At 36.4% G+C, this 25949-nt stretch carries 23 protein-coding genes; 2 read left to right on the top strand and 21 right to left on the bottom strand.

The features are described 5' to 3' along the window. Positions 1-69 precede the first annotated feature (69 nt). Positions 70-315: a DUF2093 domain-containing protein gene (locus V5N68_RS01325; RefSeq protein ID WP_332065386.1), complete on the top strand. Its 246-nt coding sequence runs from the start codon at positions 70-72 to the stop codon at positions 313-315. Between the two features lie 24 nt (positions 316-339). On the opposite strand, the gene lpxK is transcribed toward V5N68_RS01325, so the two are convergent. The 7 genes from lpxK to V5N68_RS01290 form a co-directional block, all read right to left on the bottom strand. Beyond that, positions 340-1368 carry a tetraacyldisaccharide 4'-kinase gene (gene lpxK / locus V5N68_RS01320; protein ID WP_332065385.1) on the bottom strand — a complete coding sequence of 343 codons (1029 nt, stop codon included), beginning with the start codon at positions 1366-1368 and terminating at the stop codon, positions 340-342. Then, positions 1358-2689, bottom strand: a complete 1332-nt coding sequence (gene waaA, locus V5N68_RS01315) for a lipid IV(A) 3-deoxy-D-manno-octulosonic acid transferase (RefSeq protein WP_332065384.1) — start codon at positions 2687-2689, stop codon at positions 1358-1360. The genes lpxK and waaA overlap by 11 nt, the downstream gene beginning before the upstream one ends. A gap of 581 nt (positions 2690-3270) precedes the next feature. After that, positions 3271-3516 carry a DUF4170 domain-containing protein gene (locus tag V5N68_RS01310; RefSeq protein ID WP_332065383.1) on the bottom strand — a complete coding sequence of 82 codons (246 nt, stop codon included), beginning with the start codon at positions 3514-3516 and terminating at the stop codon, positions 3271-3273. 53 nt (positions 3517-3569) lie between these two features. After that, positions 3570-4373: a 3'(2'),5'-bisphosphate nucleotidase CysQ gene (locus tag V5N68_RS01305; protein ID WP_332065382.1), complete on the bottom strand. Its 804-nt coding sequence runs from the start codon at positions 4371-4373 to the stop codon at positions 3570-3572. Beyond that, positions 4360-5691: a TldD/PmbA family protein gene (locus tag V5N68_RS01300; RefSeq protein ID WP_332065381.1), complete on the bottom strand. Its 1332-nt coding sequence runs from the start codon at positions 5689-5691 to the stop codon at positions 4360-4362. Before V5N68_RS01300 ends, V5N68_RS01305 begins: the two co-directional genes overlap by 14 nt. A gap of 732 nt (positions 5692-6423) precedes the next feature. Next, entirely contained in the window at positions 6424-6987 is a 564-nt protein-coding gene (gene rsmD, locus V5N68_RS01295) for a 16S rRNA (guanine(966)-N(2))-methyltransferase RsmD (protein ID WP_332065380.1), read from the bottom strand. Then, positions 6968-8353 (bottom strand): pseudouridine synthase, encoded by a 1386-nt coding sequence (locus tag V5N68_RS01290; protein ID WP_332065379.1) that lies wholly within the window; start codon positions 8351-8353, stop codon positions 6968-6970. Before V5N68_RS01290 ends, rsmD begins: the two co-directional genes overlap by 20 nt. Positions 8354-8627: 274 nt before the next feature. Here V5N68_RS01290 and V5N68_RS01285 point away from each other — a divergent pair, with 274 nt between their 5' ends. After that, a complete protein-coding gene (locus tag V5N68_RS01285; protein WP_332065434.1) occupies positions 8628-9083 on the top strand; it encodes a nucleoside deaminase in 456 nt (151 codons plus the stop codon). Between the two features lie 327 nt (positions 9084-9410). On the opposite strand, the gene V5N68_RS01280 is transcribed toward V5N68_RS01285, so the two are convergent. From V5N68_RS01280 to pstB, 14 genes are all read right to left on the bottom strand, one after another. Further along, positions 9411-9689: a hypothetical protein gene (locus V5N68_RS01280; RefSeq protein ID WP_332065378.1), complete on the bottom strand. Its 279-nt coding sequence runs from the start codon at positions 9687-9689 to the stop codon at positions 9411-9413. 220 nt (positions 9690-9909) lie between these two features. Beyond that, positions 9910-12825, bottom strand: a complete 2916-nt coding sequence (gene ileS, locus V5N68_RS01275; RefSeq protein ID WP_332065377.1) for an isoleucine--tRNA ligase — start codon at positions 12823-12825, stop codon at positions 9910-9912. Positions 12826-13078: 253 nt separating this feature from the next. Continuing rightward, entirely contained in the window at positions 13079-14305 is a 1227-nt protein-coding gene (locus tag V5N68_RS01270) for an outer membrane beta-barrel protein (RefSeq protein WP_332065376.1), read from the bottom strand. Between the two features lie 149 nt (positions 14306-14454). Beyond that, positions 14455-15291 (bottom strand): outer membrane protein, encoded by an 837-nt coding sequence (locus tag V5N68_RS01265; protein WP_332065375.1) that lies wholly within the window; start codon positions 15289-15291, stop codon positions 14455-14457. 147 nt (positions 15292-15438) lie between these two features. After that, entirely contained in the window at positions 15439-16275 is an 837-nt protein-coding gene (locus V5N68_RS01260) for an outer membrane protein (RefSeq protein ID WP_332065374.1), read from the bottom strand. Positions 16276-16419: 144 nt separating this feature from the next. Beyond that, positions 16420-17253: an outer membrane protein gene (locus V5N68_RS01255; protein ID WP_332065373.1), complete on the bottom strand. Its 834-nt coding sequence runs from the start codon at positions 17251-17253 to the stop codon at positions 16420-16422. Between the two features lie 170 nt (positions 17254-17423). Beyond that, positions 17424-18272: an outer membrane protein gene (locus tag V5N68_RS01250; protein WP_332065372.1), complete on the bottom strand. Its 849-nt coding sequence runs from the start codon at positions 18270-18272 to the stop codon at positions 17424-17426. Between the two features lie 521 nt (positions 18273-18793). Continuing rightward, positions 18794-19102: a hypothetical protein gene (locus V5N68_RS01245; protein ID WP_332065371.1), complete on the bottom strand. Its 309-nt coding sequence runs from the start codon at positions 19100-19102 to the stop codon at positions 18794-18796. A gap of 541 nt (positions 19103-19643) precedes the next feature. Then, on the bottom strand, positions 19644-20264 hold the full coding sequence (locus tag V5N68_RS01240; RefSeq protein ID WP_332065370.1) for a ribonuclease D: 621 nt from the start codon (positions 20262-20264) through the stop codon (positions 19644-19646). Further along, complete coding sequence (locus tag V5N68_RS01235; RefSeq protein WP_332065369.1) at positions 20265-21653, bottom strand: M20/M25/M40 family metallo-hydrolase; 1389 nt, start codon at positions 21651-21653, stop codon at positions 20265-20267. A gap of 74 nt (positions 21654-21727) precedes the next feature. Next, positions 21728-22597 (bottom strand): bifunctional DNA-formamidopyrimidine glycosylase/DNA-(apurinic or apyrimidinic site) lyase, encoded by an 870-nt coding sequence (mutM, locus tag V5N68_RS01230; protein WP_332065368.1) that lies wholly within the window; start codon positions 22595-22597, stop codon positions 21728-21730. A 758-nt stretch (positions 22598-23355) separates the two neighbouring features. After that, complete coding sequence (locus V5N68_RS01225; protein ID WP_332065367.1) at positions 23356-24159, bottom strand: cell wall hydrolase; 804 nt, start codon at positions 24157-24159, stop codon at positions 23356-23358. A gap of 254 nt (positions 24160-24413) precedes the next feature. After that, a complete protein-coding gene (gene phoU, locus V5N68_RS01220) occupies positions 24414-25127 on the bottom strand; it encodes a phosphate signaling complex protein PhoU (protein WP_332065366.1) in 714 nt (237 codons plus the stop codon). A 21-nt stretch (positions 25128-25148) separates the two neighbouring features. Beyond that, positions 25149-25907 (bottom strand): phosphate ABC transporter ATP-binding protein PstB, encoded by a 759-nt coding sequence (gene pstB, locus V5N68_RS01215; protein WP_332065365.1) that lies wholly within the window; start codon positions 25905-25907, stop codon positions 25149-25151. Positions 25908-25949 lie beyond the last annotated feature (42 nt).

The following is a 25949-nucleotide window of genomic DNA, read 5'->3' as shown; positions in this document are numbered from 1 at the left end:
TTTATAAAGTATCTTATGGCACTTTACTTTAGTTGGTGTTTTCTTACACAAATAAGAAGGAATTATAAAATGTTTTCCAATGATGAACGTGAAGCGAAAGTTTATTATTCTAATAATGGATATAAAATCATAGAATACGGAACTTATACCCTTTGCGCAGTCAGTGGACAAAAAATCCTTATAGATGATTTAAAATATTGGAATCATAACCGTCAAGAAGCATATGCCAGTTGTGAGATTTCTTACCATCGCGAACTCGAATGTAACCCCTACCTTAGCCAACTGCTAAAAAAACATGGAATAATGACTAAGTAAATAAGTGTAGTATTTTCATTAATTTTATAATAGATTAGAAAGATGCTTTCGCTTTGAAAAACGGGCTATAACCTCTTCAAGAATCGTATGACAAAGATTTTTTTGAACAAAATCAACTTCAACATCAAAGACAATGAGCTTTTTCAGATATTGCTGTACATTATTGGTCTGTATACGTATATAATCTTTAGCAGTTGTGGCCAACCATAAGTTTTGATCTTTAGCTTTTTTTGCAAGATTCTTTAAATCCATATCAGTAAAAAAATAATGATCCGGATAAGAATAAGTTTGTACAACATGACCAGATAATTCTCTGATAGACTTAAAAAACTTATCTGGATTGCCAATACCCGCAAATGCTAAAAATAACTTTTCTCGAACCTCATCGGAAACTAATGATTTAAGATGGGCGTGATACAAAGGCTTTCCAGTGCCAGAAATAAGGCGATCAACAGTATCATTAGTATCCGAATCGCCAATCAACAAAACACTGTCCATCAAAGAAAATTGTACTTTTAGCGGTGCACGCAAAGGACCCGCTGGAAAAACAGAGCTATTACCAAAATTACGCATTGCATCTACAACAAGTAATGCATAATCTATATAAAGACGACGGCTTTGAAATCCATCATCCATCAAAATGATATTGCATCCCTCAGCCTTGAGGCGTTGTGCTGCTGTATAACGATCAGGTGATATAGCAACCAAAGCATGCTGTGCAAGTAAAAGCGGTTCATCCCCAACATCGCGCGCGTTATCACACTTCTTATCTACGATATGCACCCCTTTAATTGTTCCACCATAACCACGCGATACAATACCAGGAACTAAACCAAGCTCTTTAGCAACTTGAGCAAAAGCAATAACAACAGGTGTTTTACCTGCACCACCTAATGTAAAATTACCAATGCACAAAACTGGAAGATCAATAATCGGAGGCTGTTTTGCCATATAACAACGTAAAAAATATCCATATATCCATGAAACTGGCATTAATGAAAATCGTAAAAAGCTTTTATTTTTCCACCAAAAATTTGGCGCTCTAATATACATACCGGCTCCGACTACCCCGATGATGACTTAAACTTGTCTGTATTACAAGAGGTTGCAAAAACGGATCAAGAACCTTTAGCGTACGATCAAGCGCACCTTCCATATCCGTTGCAATCTCATGAGCTTTATTAACCATTTCTTGCCTTATCACTTCATTTGTTAAAAGCTTATACACTTGAATAGCAAGCTGTTTTGTATCTTGAACCATATATGCTGCACCACGCATTAAAAATTGTTCAAACGTCTCTTGAAAGTTTGAAACATGAGGCCCTGTTAAAATAGCTGAACCAAGAAAAGCCAACTCTAATGGATTGTGCCCACCATCGCAGCACAACGACTTACCAATAAAAGAAACTTTCGACAAACGAAGAAAAAGTCCCATTTCTCCGATCGTATCTCCCCAAAAAATATCTGTATTAACATCTGGGATAGCATCGTTGCTTCTACGAATAAAGTGCAAATTCTCACTTCCAAACCTGCTGATAAGCTCTTCTGAACGTTCAGGATGACGAGGTACAATAATTGTCAATAAATCTGGCAAATAATTCTTAAGAATTTTATGAACTTCAAACGCAACCTTCTCTTCTCCCTCATGGGTTGAAATAGCTGCCCACACTGGACGATCGCCAATAGCATTACGATAACGTTCCAATAATGTACGATCCTCAACCAAAAAAACATCCGCCTTAAGATTTCCAGAAAGTGCAACAGATTTCACTCCAAGCGTATGGTAATAAACCATATCTCTCTCATTTTGGCCAATTGCCACGTCAATATGCTGAAAAATATACCTAGCAAGAAAGCTCCATTTTTGCCAAGCTTTAAAAGAACGCTCAGACATATGGGCATTAACCAAAATCTGAGGAATACGCATTTTTGCAAGTTCCTTAATACGTAGAGGCCAAATTTCCGATTCACAAGTCAATGCTAAATCAGGATTCCAATGCTTAATAAAACGACGGACTGCTGAATTAAAATCCAATGGAGCATATTGATGAATTAATCGATCGCCAAAATGCTTTTTGACAAGAGAACAAGATGTCACAGTACAGGTCGTCATTAATATATTGATATTCAATGATAAAATATAATTAATAAGCGGAACAAGAGCAAGAGTTTCCCCAACACTTGCTGCATGCAACCAAATCAATGGGCTCTTGGGACGTGCTTGACGGCTTTTACCAAAACGCTCTTTTTGACGACCCCAATCTTCTTTTCCACGCACAGCACGAAGAAACAGGTAAAAAGGTATGACAAAATGCAAGAAAAAACCAATCATCCGATAGATTACAAGAGCCGCACGTGCCTTTAATTCTATCATTTAACCACCTCATTCACCTATTTAAAATGTCTCTAAACGTCATCGTATATCTATTATTGTATCTATTTTTCTTTTTTAGAAAAAAGACTGTCTGCACTTTAAAAACAGAAGTTACTCTATTAAAAAAACAAATGCCTAAATATTTAAAGAGAAGCGCAGTTATAGTTTTTTCTTGTATTAAAAAAAAACTTTTTTATAAAAACATTAGACACAATAATAACTGCTCTTTGCTTAAATATAAAAAAGATTTTGAAACTGCATATTTATATCTAAATTAGAAAAATAAAAAATATGACAAAACCTTATACCTAGAAAAGGAAAAAATTTCATCATACATTACCTACACAAATAACAATGATTAGTCTTTCGTTCCTTTACAACATTCTATCTAAATTTTACCCATTTTTCTAATAAGAAAGAGCATATACTAACTTTGCTTCTTCTTATAGAAACCCCCGTTTTACTAATAAGCACTGTATCTCTTGTTAAGTGAACTACTTTTCTTTTTTTAATTATGTCCATATCAAAGCTAATTTTTTACATTCTCATAATCAAAAAAATAATGACTTCATATATAAACCTTATTCCACACCACCTGCTTCAGAATCAAGAAATCGGTATAAATCTACAATGTAATAACGTTGTAATGCATTATCTACACTGCTCTGCGCTTTCTCTCCCCATGCTTTTCGAGCCGATTGATAATCTGGAAAAATACCAACCACATCTAAATCATCAAGATTCTTAAACTGATTACTACTGAGATTTTTTAATTCCCCGCCAAAGACAAGGTGCAAATATTGTTTTTCTTTATTAGCCTCAGCCATATGTGTCTCCATACAATTATTATATTAAAGAACTTTAACGCACTTTTATTTGATTAAACCAACTTTGCGTGACGAACAATATCTATCATATTTTGGCAGCAATTATTTTTTCCAGCAATTAAAAAACCATATTGATGAGGTTTAATTCCGTAAGATATACAGGAGCTATTAAGTGATAAAAAACATCCTCCACATTCCTGCAAAATAAGATCAGCCGCTGCTATATCCCACTCATGACAACTTGGACGAACCAACACAACATCGATCTCACCTTGAGCAGCAAGAACTATACGATAAGCAAGAGAGGGAATATAGTGATAAAAACTAACCTGACTGCAAAAATCACTTGGCAATTTCTTAGCTATTGATTCATCAAGAGACACTTTACATTTGCGATTAACTTGAGGTGTCAAAAGAGGAAGGGCTATACCATTTAATGTTGCCATTTCACCAATAACAGCTGCATAAATATCTCCCCGCGCTGGACACTGCAAAACACCTACAATAGGGCGTCCATTTTCAATAATAGCAATCGAAATACACCAATAGAAACTACCTGAGAGAAAACCGCGAGTCCCATCAATAGGATCAACAACAAAGTAACGTTCATAAACTTGTTGTTTACGATTATCTTTTGTTTCTTCTGAAATCCATCCATAAGTTGGACGCGCCTCAAGAAGCCTTTTCTTCAAAAAACAATCAACTGCAAAATCTGCCTCGCTAACTGGTGAATTACCTTCTTTCATCCACACATTTAATTCACATCTAAAATACTTCATCGCTAACTCCCCTGCCTCTCGACAAACATCAAGCAAAAGATTTAGATCAGAAGAATGATGCATATTATTTTCCTGCAAGTGTCATCCCTTCGATTAACAATGTCGGAGCAGCAGTACCATAACGCCGATCAATATCACTTGCAGGTGTTAAATGTGCTAACATATGAAGTAAATCAGAACCTAAAGTTACTTCGCTAACTGGATGAGAAATTTCACCATTTTCAATCCAAAAACCAGAGGCTCCACGACTATATTGACCTGTAATAAAATCAATTCCATGCCCAAATAACTCCGTAACATAAAAACCGCTTCGCACATTTTTTATCATATCATGAGGTGATATTAAGCCTGGTTCAATAGCAAAATTTGTACTTGCTGGCTGCACTAAAGACGCTGAACGCACACCACGTCCATTGGTTTTAAAACCCAGTTCACGTGCTGAAGATGCTGAAAGAAGCCAATTTTTCAAGATTCCATTTTCAACAATATTTAGTGTTTCTCCCTCTACCCCTTCCCCATCAAAAGGACGTGAAGAATTCCCACGCAATAGTAAAGGCTGGTCTGTCACATTAACATCAGGCTTCATCACAGCCTTACCCAAGAAATTTTGCAAAAGACTCGTTTTACGAGCAACCGATGCTCCATTAACCATACATGCAATATGCCCAGAAATTCCACGAGCTGTGCGAGGATTAAAAATAACATCAACAACTCCTGTAGCTGCGCGAACCGACCCCAAACGTCGAACCGCACCTAACCCTGCATTCTTACCCACAGTTTCTGCTTCTTCTAAATCAGAAAAATGTAAAGCAGTTGTATAATCATAATCTCGTTCCATTGCAGTACCTTCACCAGCAAGCGCACTACAAGAACGAGAAAAATAGCTAGAATGATAAGACCCACAAAAACCATTGCTAGTTACAAGAACAAATCCGCTATGGCCATAAGCTGTCGTAGCTCCACCAGAATTGCTTACCCCTTTAACACCAAGCGCCGCTTCCTCCATTTTTAAAGCATCCTCTGTTAAAAAATGACTATGAGGAATAAAATTATCAACGAGATCAAGATTTTTGGGATAAGTAACCAGATACTCTTTATCTACCAAACCTTCAAATAAACTGTCCGGAGAAGCTTTAGCCATTGCAATAGCACGCTCTGCTATTTCTGATGGATAAGATGATAAATTAGCAGAAATGCTTGCTACTTTCTTGCCGACAAAAACCCTTAATGTAAAATCATCGCTCTCTGAAGCGTCTATAGATTCAACTTTTCCACAACGAACTGATACACGGAGAGAGCGTGTGCCAATAATCACAGCGTCAGCAGAATCTGCTCCTAAACGCCTTGCAGATTCAACTAATGAAACAGCTTTATCAATCTGGTTTTTGTCAGTCATTATGAACTCCCTCAAATATTGATCATTCCATTGATGAACAATCTGGAAAATTTATAAAAAACATAATTCATACATATACATTGATAACAATCATATAATGCAATTAACACACTTTTATTATCAATGAAGCGCACAAATTCCTTTTTAGCTTCTTTCTAAAAAGGTGCAATATGCAATATATTGTATAAATTTCTTTGAACAGAGTCTTTCTAATTTTTCTTCTATCACATTTGATAAAAAAATCTGCTCTTACAATTGAATAAATAGAAGATGTGCAATAATGATTGATTTTAACTCTAAATTTTTCAAAGCTTTAATAAAATACCCTTATTATTTTTGATATCATCCAACAAATGACTTCAACCCCATACTTTTAAATTATTAAATGCTAAACTCATTTTTGTTATCTTTTGTAATATTTCATACAAACATAAGGCAATATCTCACATAACTATAATATTTTTTTTCATTTATTAGCTTTCTCGTAAATGAATAAAAAACACTACTTATCAACCCAAAAGATTTTTTCAATTGATATAGTCTGATTAAAATTACACTATTGATTTTATCTCCACACAATACTGTATAATCAAACAGAAATCATCAAAACCTCTAATTGGAATAAAGATAAATATTTATATTCATAAAGAATTTATTACCCATAAGAAAAATCAATGAAAAAACTATATAACAATCTTTATATTATTGGATAAAAACTAAATTTTCTCAAGGTTAAAACCATGATTGTAATTTATAAAAGCGTATTACTGTATCACCATAAGAACGCTCATCATCTACATAAAATATATCCGGCAAATGAATAACTGCATCTTTCTTTTCTTCAAGAACAAAGAGTGTATCAGCTTTTGCCCACCCTCCTTTTAGAGCCTCTACAAAAGAACGTTCTCCTAAACAATGACCATAAGGAGGATCTGCACAAATAACATCAAATGGAAGCATTGTCCCAATACTCCCAAGCTTTGTTGCATCACGACGCAAAATACGCCCCATTGACTGTAATTCAAAAGATTCAATATTTCTTCGAATCAATCCACGTCCTTCAACTGAGTTTTCAACAAAAACAGCCACTTTTGCACCGCGTGAAAGCGCTTCAATTCCTAAAGCTCCTGTACCAGCAAAAAGATCAAGAATACGCTTATTGACCCAGAACTGTTCTTCACGACTGGCAAAAATATTAAAAAGACTTTCACGTGTACGATCACTCGTTGGGCGAATTGACGAACCAACAGGAGCAAATAGAACGCGTCCCGCTAATTTACCTCCAATGACCCGCACGTGATCCTCCAAATAGCTTTGATGTTTTTGCACTACGATTATACAATTTAGTTTTTTTTACGGCACTATCACATGACATCGTCTTTCGCTTCTCCTGGGAAGAACGTACATCTTGATTTCCTTTAATAATTTTATTTCCCTTTTTTATAGAACCGCTCTTTTTATCAGAAGCATATGCTTCACCACGATAAGGTTTTTTATCATGTTTTTTTTCTTTCTGAAACCGTGCCTCTTTAGACTTTTTCTTTCCTCTATAGGATAATTCCTTATTGGCGTTACTCTCACCATCATGGAAACTATCCGTACTATAGACAAGCTTTCTAGATGCACTCTGCGGACGTGCACCAGGTGCCATCCAAACATTAGAAGAACGAGAACGAGGTAAAAAATGCCTTTCTTTTTCATTCTCACTCTTATCCTTATTCATAATTTTTTTATTAGGCTTTGTGCTTAACTGAGTTTGACCATGCTTAACAGAACCATTTCGTTTTCTAGGTTGAACTTCCTTTTCACTAGAAAAAATCCAACCATCATTTTTAACAATATGCTTTTTATTATTTTTCTTTTCCGTAACGACTGCAAAATTCGAAAATGGCTTAAGAATAGGAGCATCAAAATTTGCATTGGCTTGCATAATTAAACGCTCACCTAATTGATCACGTAATGTCCGACCTTTTATCTCACGAACGGCTCCTTCCTCTAAGTCAGATAACTGAAATGGGCCATAAGATACACGGATTAAACGATTCACTAACAATCCTAATGCGCCAAGAACATTCTTTACTTCACGATTTTTTCCTTCACGTAAAGACACAGAAAGCCATATATTTGTACCTTGCTCACGTTCAATCAGGGCTTGAATTGAACCATAAAAAATACCATCAATCGCAATACCATTTCTAAGGTTATCAAGTTCGCTTTGTTTTATTTTCCCATGAGCACGAACCCGATATTTACGTACCCATCCTGTTAAAGGAAGCTCCAATACACGTGCCAATCCCCCGTCATTAGTAAGCAGCAAAAGCCCTTCCGTATTAATATCAAGCCTGCCAACAGAAAGGACACGGGGCATTTCTTTTGGCAAATTGTTAAATACTGTCGGTCTTCCTTGAGGATCACGATTAGTGGTAACAAGTCCTGCTGGCTTATGATAAAGCCATAATCTCGTTCGTTCTATAGGGGACAAAGGCTTGCCATCAACTTTAATAACATCAGAATGGGTAACATTAAAGGCAGGCGTTGTTACAACCGTTCCATTAACAACAATACGGCCAGCAATAATCATCATTTCTGCATCACGACGCGATGCAACACCGGCACGTGCCAACCTTTTAGCAATCCGTTCACTTTCATTATTTTCATTCATTCGCTTTGCACACCAATCTCTTAAAGTACGTTCAGCAAATTATTCATATCTACTATACCGCTTATACTAAAGAAGGAAGTAGCATAATCAGTTATCATTTTCTATCCTTTAGCGATAATAATGTATATGTTTACTTGCACAAATTTATTTTAAATGCTTTTTTAAAAATAATAATCTTTTCAATTTTTTGAAAAGAGTGATTTTACTCACTTTGCAACATAAACATCAATAGAGAGAACCCCTCTAACTCTCCGTTCTTCAAAGGAAAGGAAACATAATTTTGACCCCTATGGAAATAGCTCTTTTAGAAGCGCGGCTGGCAGCAAAAAAAGATGAAGTACCCGTAGGAGCCGTGATCATGTATAATAAAAAAATCATTGCACGCGCTGGTAACTGTACAAAAGCTGTATATGACCCTACAGGACATGCAGAAATACGCGTTATCCGTATGGCTTGTGAATTATTCCAAAATGAACGACTTCCTGATTGCGATCTTTATGTAACACTTGAACCTTGCGCTATGTGTGCTGCAGCTATTTCATTTACACGTATACGACGCCTCTACTATGCAACAGGGGATATAAAAGGAGGTGCTATTGAACATGGACCACGCCTCTATAAACAATCAACTTGTCATCATAAGCCTGATATTTACTCTGGTTTAAAACAGACAGAAGCTTCTCGATTACTTAAAGATTTTTTTGCAAAAAAAAGAAATGTTAAAAAGTAATCTATCTTCTTACAAAAACATCCACCTTTTTAAATAGTAGCCAGATATCTTTTTAAAACCCTCCCCTTTTACTATAATCTGTTGCTACAGCATTATTTTCATACTCTTTGAATGTTCAATTTTTAATAAATAAACGCAACTTCAGCCAATTAATGATAACTTAACGGTGGCTCAATGAGATTAGAATTTATGCTTTGTCCTCTCTGACGCTGTAAATATTCCTGCTGATACTTCGCATTTAACCTAACAACACCCTTTAAATTATTAATCTCATCCAGCGCATTAACTGATAATACTTTTGGTAACAAAACAGAAGCTCTACCACTTTTAGGATAACGCCTTAACACCACTTATCTTATCAACAGGCAAGCTATACTGCGTTACATTTTGCTGAGGCTGTGGTAACTTTATATGTCCATCTAATCTAGGAAGCACAAGTTGCTTACGGGGCTTCACAACAGGCTGAATATGATTATTTTTAGGTTTTAATAAAGCCATATCAGCAATGTCTCTGAAAAATTGTACAGAAACTGCTTGCCCCGTACCATAGGTAGGTGCAAAAGCACTACATCCTGTCAAAATAGCACATGTACCTAAAATACCCATAAAAAATACTCTTAATTTACGCTTTTCCACTGATCACCCATAAAAAAAATAACATAAGCTCATTATTTCCGTAATTTATTTTAAATAACCTACACACTCCAAACTGTAAAAGAAGTAATGAAGCCCACTCATAACATATCCAAAAACATATTTATCAACGATAAAACTTCAATGAAACAATGATATAATAATTTTGTATTTATTCCCCTGACAAAAATTTTTAAATTTTGCCCAACATTTGTAATTCCCGCAAAGCAGACGCATCACGTGCAGATACATCAGGAAAATCTGGATCACTACCAACATCTTGTGTATAGCGCCATGATCGAGCGCACTTTATACCTGAAGCCTTATCTGGACACACACCAACACCTTCGACATCACTTAAAGTAAAGGAGTCTGAAGGTGGTACACCCTGAACAACTTTTAAAGAACTTGTAATACAAATTTCTGCCATATCCAAATTTTCCAATGCCTCCAATAAAACTGGATTAGAAATAAAAACGATAGGCGCTGCTTCTAAAGATGATCCAATTCGCTTATTGACTCGCTCAAGTTCCAAAGCACCAGTTACAACTTTACGAATCTGTCTAACTTTTTTCCAACGCTCCGCCAAAGATTCGTTTTTCCATTCTTTTTGTGCAGAATAAAATTGCTCTAAATGTACCGAATGACGTTTTGGATAACGCTCCAGCCAAGCCTCTTCCATTGTAAAAGGTAACATCGGAGCAAGCCACGTTACCATTCTATCAAAAACTTCACGGATTACCTGTAAAGAAGCCTTCCGTTTTTTTGATGAAGGCGCATCACAGTAAAGAGAATCCTTACGAATATCAAAATAAAATGCCGATAGTTCAGTGATTGAAAAATCCAGAAGCGCACGCATAATCTTCTTAAAATCAAATTCATCATAAGCTTTACTAATTAAATGATCCAACTCAAAAATTCGATGCAATATAAATTTTTCAAGCTCTGGTAGCGTGTTATAAGATACTTCTTCTCCCTCATCATGCGCCAAAGTCCCAAGCATCCAGCGAATAGCATTACGCAACTTACGATACGAATCTACATTCGTCTGAAGAATTTTTTTCCCTAAACGCTGATCTTCCCAATAATCAGTTGTCATCACCCAGAGACGAAAAATATCAGCGCCAGATGTTTTAATAATTTCTTGTGGGACAACTGTATTTCCTAAAGACTTAGACATTTTTTTGCCATTTTCATCTAAAGTAAATCCATGTGTAATTACCGTCTTATAGGGCGCACAAGCGCGCGTACCACAACTTTCCAAAAGAGAAGACTGAAACCACCCACGATGTTGATCAGACCCTTCAAAATAAATATCTGCAGGCCATTTTAAATCACTCCTACCTTCTAATACAAAGCTATGACTTGCTCCAGAATCAAACCATACATCAAGAATATCACGAACTTGTACCCAAGGCTCATGGGCGCGCTCACCTAAAAAACGCTCACGTGCGCCTTCAGAAAACCATGCGTCAGCTCCTTCTATTTCAAAAGCCTGCAAAATACGTTCATTCACTTTCTCATCCTTAAGAACAGTACCATCCTCATCAACGAAAATACAAATCGGAACACCCCAAGCACGCTGACGAGAGAGAACCCAATCAGGACGATCTGCAATCATAGAAGCTAAACGATTTTGACCAGAAGAAGGCACAAAACGCGTTGCTGAAACAGCGTCCAAAGCTCGCTTACGTAAAGTTGACCCATCTCCCAGATCTTTATCCATCGAAATAAACCACTGTGGCGTATTTCTAAAAATAATCGGTTTTTTTGAACGCCAACTGTGAGGATAGGAATGCTTTAAACGACCCCGTGCAAATAATCGATCCGCTTTAATCAAAGCATTAATAACTTCTTTATTGGCATTACCCATCTTCCCATTATCATCAATAACACGCACAGCACCGTCTTTGCGATCTGGACCAAACCCAGGAACATCTTTTGTATAAAAACCAGCATCATCAACTGGAAAAGGTATAGATGTTTCAATACCTTCCTGCTCTAATACAGATTTATAAGCATTCCAAATCTCAAAATCCTCACGTCCATGACTGGGAGCGGTATGAACAAAACCCGTACCAGCACTGTCTGTTACATGTGAACCATCAAGCATTGCAATCTTATAATTATAGCCTCCCGCTAAACCTCTTAATGGATGGGAAAGAACAAGACCTTTTAATTCATCAGCAGAAATGGAACGCAAATGCTTTAATACAAGATTTGCTTTCTCCGCACAACTCATCGCTAAAGCATCAGAAAAAAGGAGTTTTTCCCCAACTTGGGGACCAAAATCATTCTCTGTACTCTCAACAGAATAAACACTGTATGAAATCTGCGAAGAATAACTGACTGCACGATTACCTGGAATTGTCCATGGAGTCGTTGTCCAAATTACAATATATGCATCTTGTAAATCATTAGAATTTGTTTTTAAAATAGGAAACTTAACCCAAATAACTTCTGACTCATGGTCATGATACTCAATCTCTGCTTCCGCTAAAGCTGTACGCTCAACAACAGACCACATAACAGGCTTTGAACCACGATACATCTGACCTGACATCGAAAACTTCATCAATTCACTTGCAATGCGTGCTTCTATATGAAAATCCATCGTGGTATAAGGGTTATTAAAATCTCCAACAACACCAAGACGTTTAAACTCTTCACTTTGAACAGTTATCCAATACCGCGCAAATTCACGACATTCTTGGCGAAACTCGTTAAGAGGAACATCATCCTTATTTTTTCCTTGTGCACGATATCTTTCTTCAATCTTCCATTCAATCGGAAGTCCATGACAATCCCAGCCAGGAACATAATTTGCATTAAAACCACGCATTTGGAATGAACGGACAATAACATCCTTTAAAACTTTGTTTAAAGCATGTCCAACATGGATATGGCCATTTGCATAAGGTGGACCATCATGAAGAATATAAAGTGGCCGATCTTTTGCTTGCTGACGCAATTCATCATAAAGCCCTATATTTTCCCACTTAGCTAACAACTCAAGCTCTTTCTGTGGCAAACCTGCACGCATAGGAAAATTTGTTTGTGGCAAATAAAGAGTTTTCGAATAATCTATTGTTTCATTTTTCACAGTCATTGTGAAATATTCCCGTCCACTTTTACAATTTCATTTTGCATAACTTTCCTGAACCCACCCTGCAACTCTCGTTTTTTACCTATAGGGGAAAACAAAGAAGAGCTAATCAGTTTATTAAACAGTGATCAAGAAAATATATCACGCTCATGGGCTTTATCATGAAACGATCCAAAAAGAAAACACCAAAGTGATTTTCTCAAAAATAAAGGCTCTGCGTTTGGCAGAGCCTCTTAACAATTTTATTTTGTATGAATTAAAATTTGTAAGCTATACCAACACGAAAATCATTAGTCTTGTAGTTAATTTCTAATTTTTCCTTTGCAAATTTCTTTTTGCCAAAGTCAGAGTAACGATATTCTGCACGCACCAAAATATTATCTGTCATTGCAAAGTCAATGCCACCACCAAGCGTATAGCCAATCATTGTCTTTGTTTCATCCGCTAATTCTTTAGAAGAATTCTTTTCACCTTCTTGCTTTTCTAACGATAATGAAACAATGTCTTGTAACTGTGTATAAGCAATGCCACCAGCAACATAAGGCATAATGCGATCAGAAGCAAAACCAATACGTATTCTTGTAGCTCCAGCCCAATTTTGTTTTAAAGTATGACTCAACTCTTTCTTACCATTCTCTGGAGCAAGACCAAGACCCAAGATCATACTTTTAATCTGCTCTAAACCGTACGAATTATCACCTTTTGTATTCGCATTTTTTGCTTCCTGTGCACCACGCATAGCTCCATGAGGCGCTGCCGCATGCGGATTAGAAGACCCACTAGCTCCATGAGGCGCTGCCGCATGCGGATTAGAAGACCCACTAGCTCCATGAGGCGCTGCCGCATGCGGATTAGAAGATCCAGCCCCGTAATGATGAGGATATGATCCCGAATGTCCTCCTAATTTAGACACTGCTGCAGGTTGTCCCTCTGATTTCTCTTTTTCTTTCGCTGGTACTATTGCTGTCACTGATCCTGATGCTGGTGCTTTTGATGTTATTGCTGTCGCTGGTCCTGTTACTGTCACTGTTTTTGATGGCGATGGCGATGGCGATGCTGACCTACGCGTCCGTCCAACTATATTTTCAATTTCAGCATCATTATGAGCATCTAAAATGACCGTTTTTGTATGCTTTCTTCCGGACCACATAAAATCTGTATCAATACCTACAAGGAAATTATCTCCAAGATCAAAATTAGAACCTGCATAAAGACCACCTATAAAACCTGAAAGTTTAGGCAACAAATCTTCATTCAACGGTACAGCTGTATCCCTATCAATAATACTCATATCAATTTTACTAGAAAAACCGCCAGCCTGGGCACCAAAATAGAAACCCGTCCACGTAAAATCAGGAACTACAGTAGCTGACGGAGAAACAGTCTGTGCTGGCTGATTGATAACCATCACATCAGCAGCTTGCACCGTAGAAGCAGAAATTAAAGCAAAAATAGATGCCTGTATAAAACGTTTTGTGTTCATAAATAATCTCCAAATATCCAAAACGACATTCATATAAAATATCTTATTTGAAATATCTGTAGTAAAAATGACACACTCACAATAAAATAAAGGCTTCGTCAAAAACGAAGCCTCTTGATAATTTATTTTTTGCTATATTAATTTCTGGATTAAAACTTGTAAGCTACACCAACACGGAAATCATTGGTTTTGTAAGAAACTTCATATGCATTCTCTTCAAACTTCTTTTTACCAAAGTCAGAGTAACGGTATTCTGCACGCAAAATAACATGATTATCAACTGCAAAATCAACACCAGCACCGAGAGCGTATCCAACAAATGACTTTTGGTTATTCGACAAGTTGCCAGAAGTAAGCACTTTACCTGTACCTTGTTCAGACACTGATAGCGTTTGCGCACCATCAAGCCGCGCATAAGCAACACCACCAGCAACGTAAGGTAAAAAACGATCAACAGCAAACCCAACACGTACACGTGTAGCACCAGCCCACTTCTCTTTTAAATTAAAACCATGAATCTGTGTTTGACCCTGTGCAACTGTAATTTTCTGATCACCAATTTTGGCATCATCTAAAAGCTTACTAACGCCATTTACGTCACCTTCAGCAATATCGCGCGCTAAAAAATTTTTACTATCGCTTTTGTTAGCCCAAGATAAATCAGTATCAACACCTAAAACAAAGCCATTTCCAAATTCAATATTAGAACCAGCATACAAACCACCCATAAATCCTGATGGGTGAGGCAATAAATCTTCGTCAATATTATTTGTCTCTTCACCACTCAAAAGACCTATTTTATTTTGACTTGAAAAATTACCAATCTGACCACCAAGGTAAAAACCCGTCCAAGAAAAAGAAGGGTTAACAACTGATGCTGTTTCTGCCGCTACAGATTCACGAGGAAGAACAACATCTGCCGCCTGCGCTGCTGAGGCTGAAATCAAAGCAATAGCAGAACTTGCTACTAAACATTTTATATTCATAATTTTGCTCCTAAGTTAATTACAGCGCGTGACTTTATAAGACTCTGAAAAAAAAATCTGTAGTAAAAATAACACAATCATAAAAATAAAGGCCTCATTTAAAACGAGACCTCTTGATAATTTATTTTTTACTATATGTTATTTACATCAAAATTTGTAAGCCATTCCAAAACGGAAGTCATTGGTTTTGTAAGAAGATTCCAATTTCTCATTGAATAACTTCTTTTTACCGAAATCCGAGTAGCGATACTCTGCACGTAAAATGACATTGTCGGTCATTGCTAAATCAATACCGGCACCTAAAGTGTATCCAACCCAAGCCTTTTTTTCATCAAACAAGTCACCAGAAATAAGATTATTACCTACCTTATCACTGACCGATACCGTTTGAGCATTTTTAAGCTGTGTATAAGCAATACCACCAGAAACATAAGGCAAAATGCGATTAGCAGAAAAACCGATGCGCACACGCGTAGCACCAGTCCACTTTTCTTTCAAGCTATAACCTTTAGCTATCTCATTACCGACTTTAATTTGATCTCCCTCTTTCAGAATAAGGTGAGCCTTATTTAGCATCTGATTAATAACGGGTATATCACCTTCCCCAACTGTTTCTTTTGGTAAGCTTTTCTCATTACTTTTGTTAATCCAAACAAAATCAGTATCAACACCTAAAACAAGACCATTTCCAAGATCAACGTTAGAGCCAACATAAAGACCACCCATGAATCCCGATAGTTTAGGCAAAAATTCGTCACCAACAGAAGTAACCTGTTCACCACCAAGCCTATCCGCTTTTACTGCACTTGAAAAATTACCGATCTGGCCACCAACATAAAAACCCGTCCAAGAAAAAGGAGGACTAACAACTGATACCGTTTCTGCCGCTGCAGGATCACGAGAAACCGTAATATCAGCTGCCTGCACTGTTGAAACAGTAATCAAAGCAACAACAGAACTTGCTGCTAAATATTTTACATTCATAACTTGCTCCTCAATTTAGTTACAGTGCGTGACCCTATAAGACTCCACAAAAGAAATCTGTAGCAAAAATAACACAGTCATAAAAATAAAGACCTCATCAAAGATGAAGCCTCTTGATAATTTAATTTTTGCTATAGGCTTTCGTTAAAATTTGTAAGCTATACCAGCACGAAAGTCATTGACTTTATAAGAAACTTCATGTTTACCTTTTGCAAACTTCTTTTTGCCAAGATTTGAGTGACGATATTCTGCACGCAAGATAACATTATCAGTCATTGCAAAATCAGCACCGCCACCAAGAATATAACCAACTAAAGATTTTGTTTCATCAGATAAATTACCAGAAGCAATCACCATACCACCCCTTTTTGCTATTGATATCGATGCAACATCTTGAAGCTGTGTATAGGCAACACCACCAGCAAAATAAGGTAAAATACGGCCAACAGAAAAACCGACGCGCACACGCATAGCACCAGCCCACTTTTCTTTTAAAGTGTAACTGTTAGTGTGCACATCATTCTCTTCAATCCCTATACGATCATTAATTTTAATTCCAGCGCTTCTCAAAACTCGATGAATATTGGCTAGGTGATCACGTTTAATAGTCTCTATTCCAAGAACTTGAATACTGTCTTTGTTAGCCAAAATAAAGTCAGTATCAACACCAAGAATAAAACCATTGTAAAATTCAACATTGGAGCCAGCATAAAAACCACCCACAAAACCTGATAATTTGGGCAATCGATTCCCATCAACAGAGATTTTACCATCGCCACTAAAAACACCCACTTTAGTTTTACTTGAAAAATTACCAATTTGACCACCAAGGTAAAAACCTCTCCAAGCAAAAGTAGGAGTAATAATAACTGGTGTTTCTGCTATAAAATCGCGAAAAGTGTTAACATCTGCAGCCTGCGCTAATGAAGCCAAGGTCAAAGCAATAGAAGAAGTTATCATTAAACATTTTACATTCATAAATTTGCTCCTCAATTAACATACAATGCACACACCTTTATGTAGCTACACAAAACCTGTAATAGCATGATATTCTCTATTTTCATTTTTCATTGAATGTTATCATGTGAATACACAATTAAAGAAGGCTCCCTCGATGGGAGCCTCTTAATGATTTAAGATATAATATCTTAGAATTTGTAAGCCACACCAACACGGAAATCATTGGTTTTATAAGAAAGATCGTATTTATCCTGTGCAAATTTCTTTTTACCAAAATCCGAATAACGATATTCTGCACGCACCATAATATGATTGTTCATTGCAAAATCAACACCCGCACCAAGAGTATAGCCAACCAATGACTTTGTTTCATCAGTTAAAACACCAGAAGCAAGCACTTTACCTGTGTCCTTTTGTGCTACTGATATAGATGTAATATCTTGAAGTTGTGTATAAGCAACACCACCAGCTATATAAGGCAAGATGCGATTAGCAGCAAAACCGATACGCATGCGCGTAGCACCAGCCCACTTTTCTTTAAATGTGTAACCGCTGGTGCGCATATCATCTTGAGCAATTTGAACCCTTTCTCCGTTAATTTTAATTCCAGCCTTTCGCAGAACATCATTAAGATGTGGTAAATTCTCTGCCTTAATTTTACTTGGTCTCAATGTTTTAGTATCGTCTTTATTAGCCCAAATAATGTCTGTATCAACACCAAAAACAAGACCATTGCCAAGATCAACATTAGAACCAGCATATAAACCGCCCATAAAACCTGAAAGTTTAGGCAAAAAATCCTCAGTTACAGGAACTTTGCTTCCATTACTAAGAACATCCATTTTAGTTTTACTTGAAAAATTACCAATCTGACCACCAAGGTAAAAACCTGTCCAAGAAAAAGCAGGGGCAGCAATAACTGGTGTAGCTGTTGTAGCTGTTACAGGTTCGTGGGTAACAATAATATCTGCTGCCCGTGCTGCAGAAGCTGAAACTAAAGCGAAAGCAGATGCTGTTATTAACCATTTTATATTCATTAAATTTATCTCCATAGCTGATATTTGAATACGCAGCCTCATATAGAGCCCTCACTTAAGATGTCTGTAGTAAAAATGATACACTCTAAAAAACAAAAACCTGCCCCAAACACAAACCATTACTTGTGCTGCAATAAGTTCAAACTCATAAAGAACTATGGTTCACATCCCCCTTTTCTCATTATCCAACTGAGGTTTAACTTTAATTCTTTAATAAATTTTAATAAAAAATTGAAAAACTTAACTAAACTCTAAGCAATAATATTCTGCTATGAAAAACACTGCTCTAAAGAATACCGTAACAATATGAATAGTATTTTTACCTTCAATCACTCATGACGAAAGAAATGATTTATCCTATCATAATTATTCTCTATCATAGTTAAAAAGGAATATATTATATTTCGCGTAAGGAAATTCTAACTAACTTAATCCCTTTCTTAAACTGTAAAAATAACTCTCCTTTATATTTTTCTAATTATCAAAAAACAAAACTGGATATCTGATGTTTCCTCTTCAATCTATTCTAAATGCATATAGTTTCTTGTAGACAAATTGTGCCGTCTATGCCGTACTCTAAAACCTCCTTGATTTCTCTTCTTTTTAATCGAAGATGGTACAGGCACCAACTTCACAACCGCTCTCCGTTTACTATAAATGTAAGAAAGCTTTGCTCGAGTGGCTCTACTTAAATAATTGCTCCCCTCTCTATCAAAAAAAGAATTTCTAGAAGAAATTTCTACCGAAGATTGCACAATTATAAAAGTAGACCCCCGAGCTTCAAAAACTGAAGAGAAAGCAAAAGCTGCTATCAAATATTTCATATACATAAATTTGTCTCCATTCAATTATCCATAATGTATTCTAAATAGCAGTCGATATCTAAATTTCTATAGAGAAACGCTAAAATTACATAGGATAAGAAAACCTATTTTAAACAAATATTTTCAATACTTTAATTTTTTAAAATGGAATTTTTTAAACTATATTAATCAAAAATTACTAACTTTTCAGATCAATAAAATACAATATACGATCAGCAATAAAATCTATTTATGAAAGAGGCTATTAGATTACATCTTTTTAGAAAGAACACTTTATCCTTCTAACCCTTAATAAAATATTTGTATGCAAGCCTCTATGCAGCCTTTACTTTTCATATTGTATCTAAAATAAATTATTTATCTTTTTGATCTAACTGTAATACAAATAAAGAGCAATAATGACTAAAGAAAGCACATATTCATAAATGTGCCTCCATTACATTGCCTCAAAGTTAAATAAAGGAAAAAAGCTATCCTTCTCATACAAAAAGCCTAATTTATTACATTAATAGTTTTTCCTTATTTCTTATTTTTAAAAAAGTTCTGTTTAACTGTGCGCGAAAATATCAACTTCTGGCCACCCTAAAAGATCGAGTTTTGCTCGTATAGGTAAAAACTGAAAACATGCCTTCGCAACAGTTTCTCGTTCTTCACGTCTTAAACGTTCTTCAAATATATCTTTTAAACGATGTAAATATAAAACATCCGATGCCGCATATTCAATTTGTGCACGTGACAAAGTCTCTGCCGCCCAATCTGAAGACTGTTGCTGTTTAGAAATATTCACATTTAATAATTCACCACAAATTTCCTTTAACCCATGGCGGTCTGTATAAGTACGAGTGAGCCTTGAAGCAATTTTTGTACAAAAAACAGCATCTGGCATAACACCAAATGTGTGTGCCAAAATAGCCAAATCAAAACGTCCAAAATGGAATATTTTAGTAATAGCTTTATCTTCAAGCAATTTTACTAAATTAGGTGCACTCTTCTGCCCTTTTGCTATCTGTATAACATCAGCAGTACCATCTCCAGAAGAAAGCTGCACAACACATAAACGATCGCGATGTGGCTGTAAGCCCAAGGTTTCAGTATCAATCGCAATCGCATCAATGCTATAGTTATCTAAATTTGGCAAATCACCTTGATGAACACGAATCTCTGTCATCTATTCTCCTATTTTTGCTAAAGTTGCAAGAATGCGTGCCCAAGACCGCTGTCCCTTATGAAATGATTTCAAATTATACTTTTCATTAGGCGAATGAATGCGATCATCATCCAACGCAAATCCTACCAAAACGGTTTCCATACCAAGAATTGACCGAAAATCTCCAACAACTGGAATTGATCCACCCATGGCAGTTAATAAAGCAGGATTACTCCACTCTTGAGATAAAGCATCTTTCGCCGCCTTAATAAAGGGGGAATCATAGGGAAGCTGAATCGCTGGAGAAGCACCGTGCTCCTTAAATAAAACTGTACAATCTTCAGGAATTAAACTGCATACATAATGACGAAAAGCATTACGTACTTTCTCTGGGTCTTGTTTATGTACCAAACGAAAAGAAACTTTTGCACTTGCCTGGGAAGCAATAACTGTTTTAAACCCTTCCCCTTCATAACCACCACTAATGCCATTAACTTCTGCTGTAGGACGAGCCCATATTTGTTCTAAGATACTCCGGCCCTTTTCACCTGCTGGAACAGAAAGGCCTACAGGACCTAAAAACGTTTCAGTATTACACTCAAGACCATTCCATGACTGCAAAATATGTGGAGGCGTTTCTTCTACGCCATCATAAAACCCAGAAAGTGTTACCCGACCATTTTCATCATGAAGTCCTGCTAAAATTTTGGTTAAAATATGAATGGGATTGGCTGCTGCTCCTCCGAAAGAACCAGAATGTAGATCACGATTGGCTGCTGTAATAGTGATCTCTTCTCCCACAACACCCCGAAGACCAACAGCAATTGATGGCGTATTACTATCCCACATGGCCGTATCACAAACCAACGCACAATCAGTTTTCAACTCATCAATATTTTCCTTCAAGAAAGGAATCAAAGAAGGAGATCCACTTTCCTCTTCTCCTTCAAATAAAACAGTAACTTTAACAGGAAGTTGTCCTGTTTCTTTCTTAAAAGCACGACACGCTTCAATGAAAGTCATGAGCTGACCTTTATCATCTGAAGAACCACGGCCATAAATGATTTTTTCTCCATCCTTCTCTTTTAAAGAAGGTTCAAATGGATCATCCTCCCATAAACTCAGTGGATCAACTGGCTGAACATCGTAATGTCCATAGAAAAGAACATGCAAACAATCCTCTGAAGCCCCCGGATGATGTCCAACAACTATTGGATGACCAGGAGTATTACGACGTGAAGCATTAAAGCCAATACTTTTTAAATCTTCCACCAACCAATCAGCTGTTTCACGACACATATTTTTGTAAGATGGATCTGTAGAAATTGACTGGAAACGTAAAAGAGAAAAAAGGCGCTCAAGACTCTTTTCTATATTATCATCAAGATGCGTTAGCACTTTATTTAGCATAAAAACCCTCTCAAACCTCGTACAATTGTAAATGTGACTTTAAGCCCCTTATTAAATTTTGCAAGACACCTCATTCACTTTTGACACTGCGGACAGTAAAAACTTGAACGTCCTAACTGTAAAATACGCACAATAGGCATCCCACATTGTAAACACTCTTTTCCTTCGCGCCCATAAACAGAAAAAGCATGTTGAAAGTAACCAAGGGAGCCATCAACATGCGTATAATCACGTAAGGAAGATCCACCAGATACAATTGCTTCGGCAATCACACTGCGTATGTTTTGTGCTAAAGAATATGCAAATTCACGCGCAGATACTGTTTTCAATGCCAACGTTGACGCATTACGCTGCGGAGATAAACGGCTACGCCAAAGTGCTTCGCATACATAAATATTCCCAAGACCAGCAACAATAGACTGATCCAATAAAGCTCCTTTTAAAGACATTTTCTTGTTGAGAAAAGCCTTTTGTAAATAACTACCAGAAAATGCATTACTCATGGGTTCAAGACCAAGCTTCTTTAAAAGCGGATGTTCATAAAGTCTTCTTGTCTCTAATAAAAGTATAAATCCAAAACGACGAGGATCATTATAAGTAAGACGATAACCTTTACCGTTCTTTGCCTGAACATCCATTATAAAATGATCATGAGCAATTAATTTATCCACACATTTTTTTTCTGAAGCTTTATCCTCAATGCGCCATGACCCCGACATTCCTAAATGGCTCAGGATTGTCTCATCTTGTGAAAGATGAAATAATAAATATTTTGCACGCCGACCAAGCTCTAAGATTGTTTTTCCCACAAGCCGTTCAGAAAATGCCTCTGGAAAAGGAAATCGCAAACCTTTACGATTAAGTGTAACAGATACAATCTTTGCGCTCGTTAATATTGGCTTAAGTCCACAACGAACCGTTTCAACTTCAGGAAGCTCAGGCATCTATTTCCCCAGTGATTAAGTATTTGCAGACAACATATTTTTGTTAAAATCTAAATATTAAGCTCATCCATTTTTAAGAAATGCAAATGCTCTCGCGCTAGCCTATTCACATACCACCTATATCGATTTCACCTGCTTCAATCATAGTAACCGATTCCTCCATCAACGAGCTCCTATTTTATAGAGCACTGCATAACACAAAACACCTTGTATTACCGTTTTAAAATATATTATGAGAGTGATTTCTTCTTAAAATCTGGAAAAAAATGCAAAGCAAGAAAAACTTTTTCTCTACTTCTTATATTATCACCACTTTGCAAAACCTGTAAAAAACATCTAATTTTATAACATAAGACGTAATTAAATATTTCTTCCATCAGAACATTCGGATTATGAACAATGCTATCATACAATACATAATTACCTATCAAACACGTTATGGATTAGTGATCCCTCTAAAATGTAAATTAATTTCCACATGGTTTTCCCATTCCTTCATAAAGCTTAAAGGATGCTAATAAAAATCAGTAGTGTACATATTTACAATAAACAGCAGAAAATTATCACTAGAAATCAATATGACCATACTGTTCAGAATTGTAAATGTTATATGCAAGACACACTAAACTAAGAATAAAACTGAAACTGCAACAATTACAAAAACACCCAACTTTTCTTTTAAATTGATCACCATTCTTATTTTAATTTTTGCAAGATAATTTTGCACTTTAAGTAAATTTTTTTATGAACATAAAGAATTACCGACTTCTATACCTTTCTTCTAACATTGTAACAATTGCATTTAATTGATCTTGAGAAGGCATAGCATACGCCGCAACTGATCTTATTTCTTCTTTATAACCTGAACGATCAGGCGCATGTTTAGGAATGGGTATCCTATCAAATTGAGCAATAACAAAAGGCGTATTGTATCTTTTACTCTCCTCTTCTTTCATCACTCCTAAATTTGTATCCATAAAACTCGGCATGTTGCCAGAACGCTCTTGGGCGAAGGCAAAAGCAACATCGTAAGGACGATTATTAGCAGGAATCTGACGTGATCCATCACGTGCACGCTTTTCATAAAAAGCATTACCCCCCGCAACACGTACATAATGCATATTTTTATAAGGGAAAGATAAACCCGCTGTATGAAAAAACATAGCGTCCTTAACTTTCTTATCCCGCTTGCCACGTAAAACAGCATCAGCTGCTTCTTTAACACGAGCAACAGACGCTGGTTCAGTCATAGGACGAGTTAAAACACCTGGAGCAAATTGCTTGTATTGGCCAACAACACCACAAATTGTTTTTGGATAAGCACTTGAGTTAACACGATTCATAACAACCGTTCCAACTGCAATCATCCCTTCTCGGCTTGTACGATTCGATTCAAAATACATTGCTCGCATAAGACATTGACGTTCTGTCAATGGATAAGCTACTGTTTTCACATTCTTATTATTGACTTTTTTTATGCTGAAATGATTTGAAGCACACCCTCCAAGAATCAATGATGTTACGCAGCAAGTAACAAAAACAATCCCACGATTTTTTTTCATTTTATGCAACACATTTCCTTATTTCGGGAATATTCAAATTCAAAATTTAGATACACTTTTTAAACATACTATTCATTATTTCCACTGAATAATTTTTTAATATCAGTGACTACCAAAGTTATCTATGGGAAAAAAAATAAAAAACTCTTAACCAAAAACACAACTCATTTCACAAATGAGCTATTTAAAAATACAGAAACCAATACAAGATTTCTGTCATAAAATTATTTCATACGTATAATTAAAATGTTAATCTATTTTTTCTTTACACCAACCTTATATGTGAGATCATCACGAGGTCGGTCAAAAGACATATGATAACCTGTTATAATATAATGCAGTGTCTCAGCAATATTAGTAACATGATCGCCAATTCTTTCAATGTTTTTTAGACAAAAAAGTAAATGCGTACAAACTGTAATATTATGCATATCCTCCATCATATAAGTCAAAATCTCACGAAAAAGAGAGGTATATAAAGCATCTATTTTATCGTCACGCTCTCGTATTGCATCGACATGATTTAATAATCGGCTCATATAAGCGTTCAATACTTCTTTTAACTGATGAAGAGCTAAAGCTGTAATTTTTTCAAACCCAGAGTAAAAGGCTTCAGGTTGGCGCATCTCTGAAATAGCCACCGTCCGTTTAGCAATGTTTTTGGCCATATCTCCAATCCGCTCAAGATCAGAAGAAATACGAATGGTACCAACAATTTCACGCAAATCAACAGCCATCGGCTGGCGTTTACAAATAATTGTAATAGCTTTTTCATCAATATCGCGCTCTGCTTCATCTAAAAACAAATCATCAGCAATCACTGTAGCAGCAAGTTGAAGATCATTGCAAACAATTGATTTTACAGCACGCTCAATCATTCTTTCCGCACAATCGCCCATTTCCGTAATCTTTTTTGCCAAATATTTTAATTCTACATCATAAGAACGGACAGTATGGTTCATAGGCATATTCTGTACTCCTTAACTCATCTACCCAAAACGCCCTGTAATATAATCTTGCGTACGCTGCTCTTTTGGTGAAGTAAATATCATTTCAGTTGCACCAACTTCTACCAAATGTCCCAAATGAAACATAGCTGTATGCTGAGAAACACGTGCCGCTTGCTGCATTGAATGCGTTACAATAACGATTGTATAATCTTTTCGTAGCTCATCGATAAGCTCTTCAATACGCGCCGTCGCAACTGGATCAAGAGCAGAGCAAGGTTCATCCATTAAAATAACTTCAGGACTAACCGCAATAGCACGTGCAATACACAAGCGCTGCTGTTGTCCCCCTGACAAACTCGTTCCTGCTTCATGAAGGCGATCTTTTACTTCTTCAAATAAACCCGCCTGTCTCAAACTCTTTTCAACCACATCACACAACTCAGAACGAGACTTAGCTAAACCGTGAATACGTGGTCCATAAGCAACATTGTCAAAAATGGATTTTGGAAAAGGGCTAGGCTTTTGAAAAACCATACCAACACGCGTGCGCAATTCTACAACATCAACCCCTGAATTATAAATATCATCCCCATCTAATGTAATGAGACCTGTTATTTTAGCGCCTTCAATTATATCATTCATACGGTTTAAACAGCGCAAAAAAGTTGATTTTCCGCAACCTGAAGGCCCAATTAAGGCAGTGACCTGATGTTCAGGAATATCTAGAGTAATACCATGAAGAGCTTCTTTTTGTCTATAAAAAACCTTTACATTCTGACCACGCATTTTAATCTTCATTATTGAGTTTACCTTGCTTAAAGACAAAATACTTTATTGAAT

It is taken from the genome of Bartonella eidoli (assembly GCF_036576145.1).
In the GTDB taxonomy this organism is placed as follows: domain Bacteria; phylum Pseudomonadota; class Alphaproteobacteria; order Rhizobiales; family Rhizobiaceae; genus Bartonella.
The sequence above is the reverse complement of the archived record's forward strand: the minus strand, read 5'-3'. Positions and strand labels throughout refer to the sequence as shown.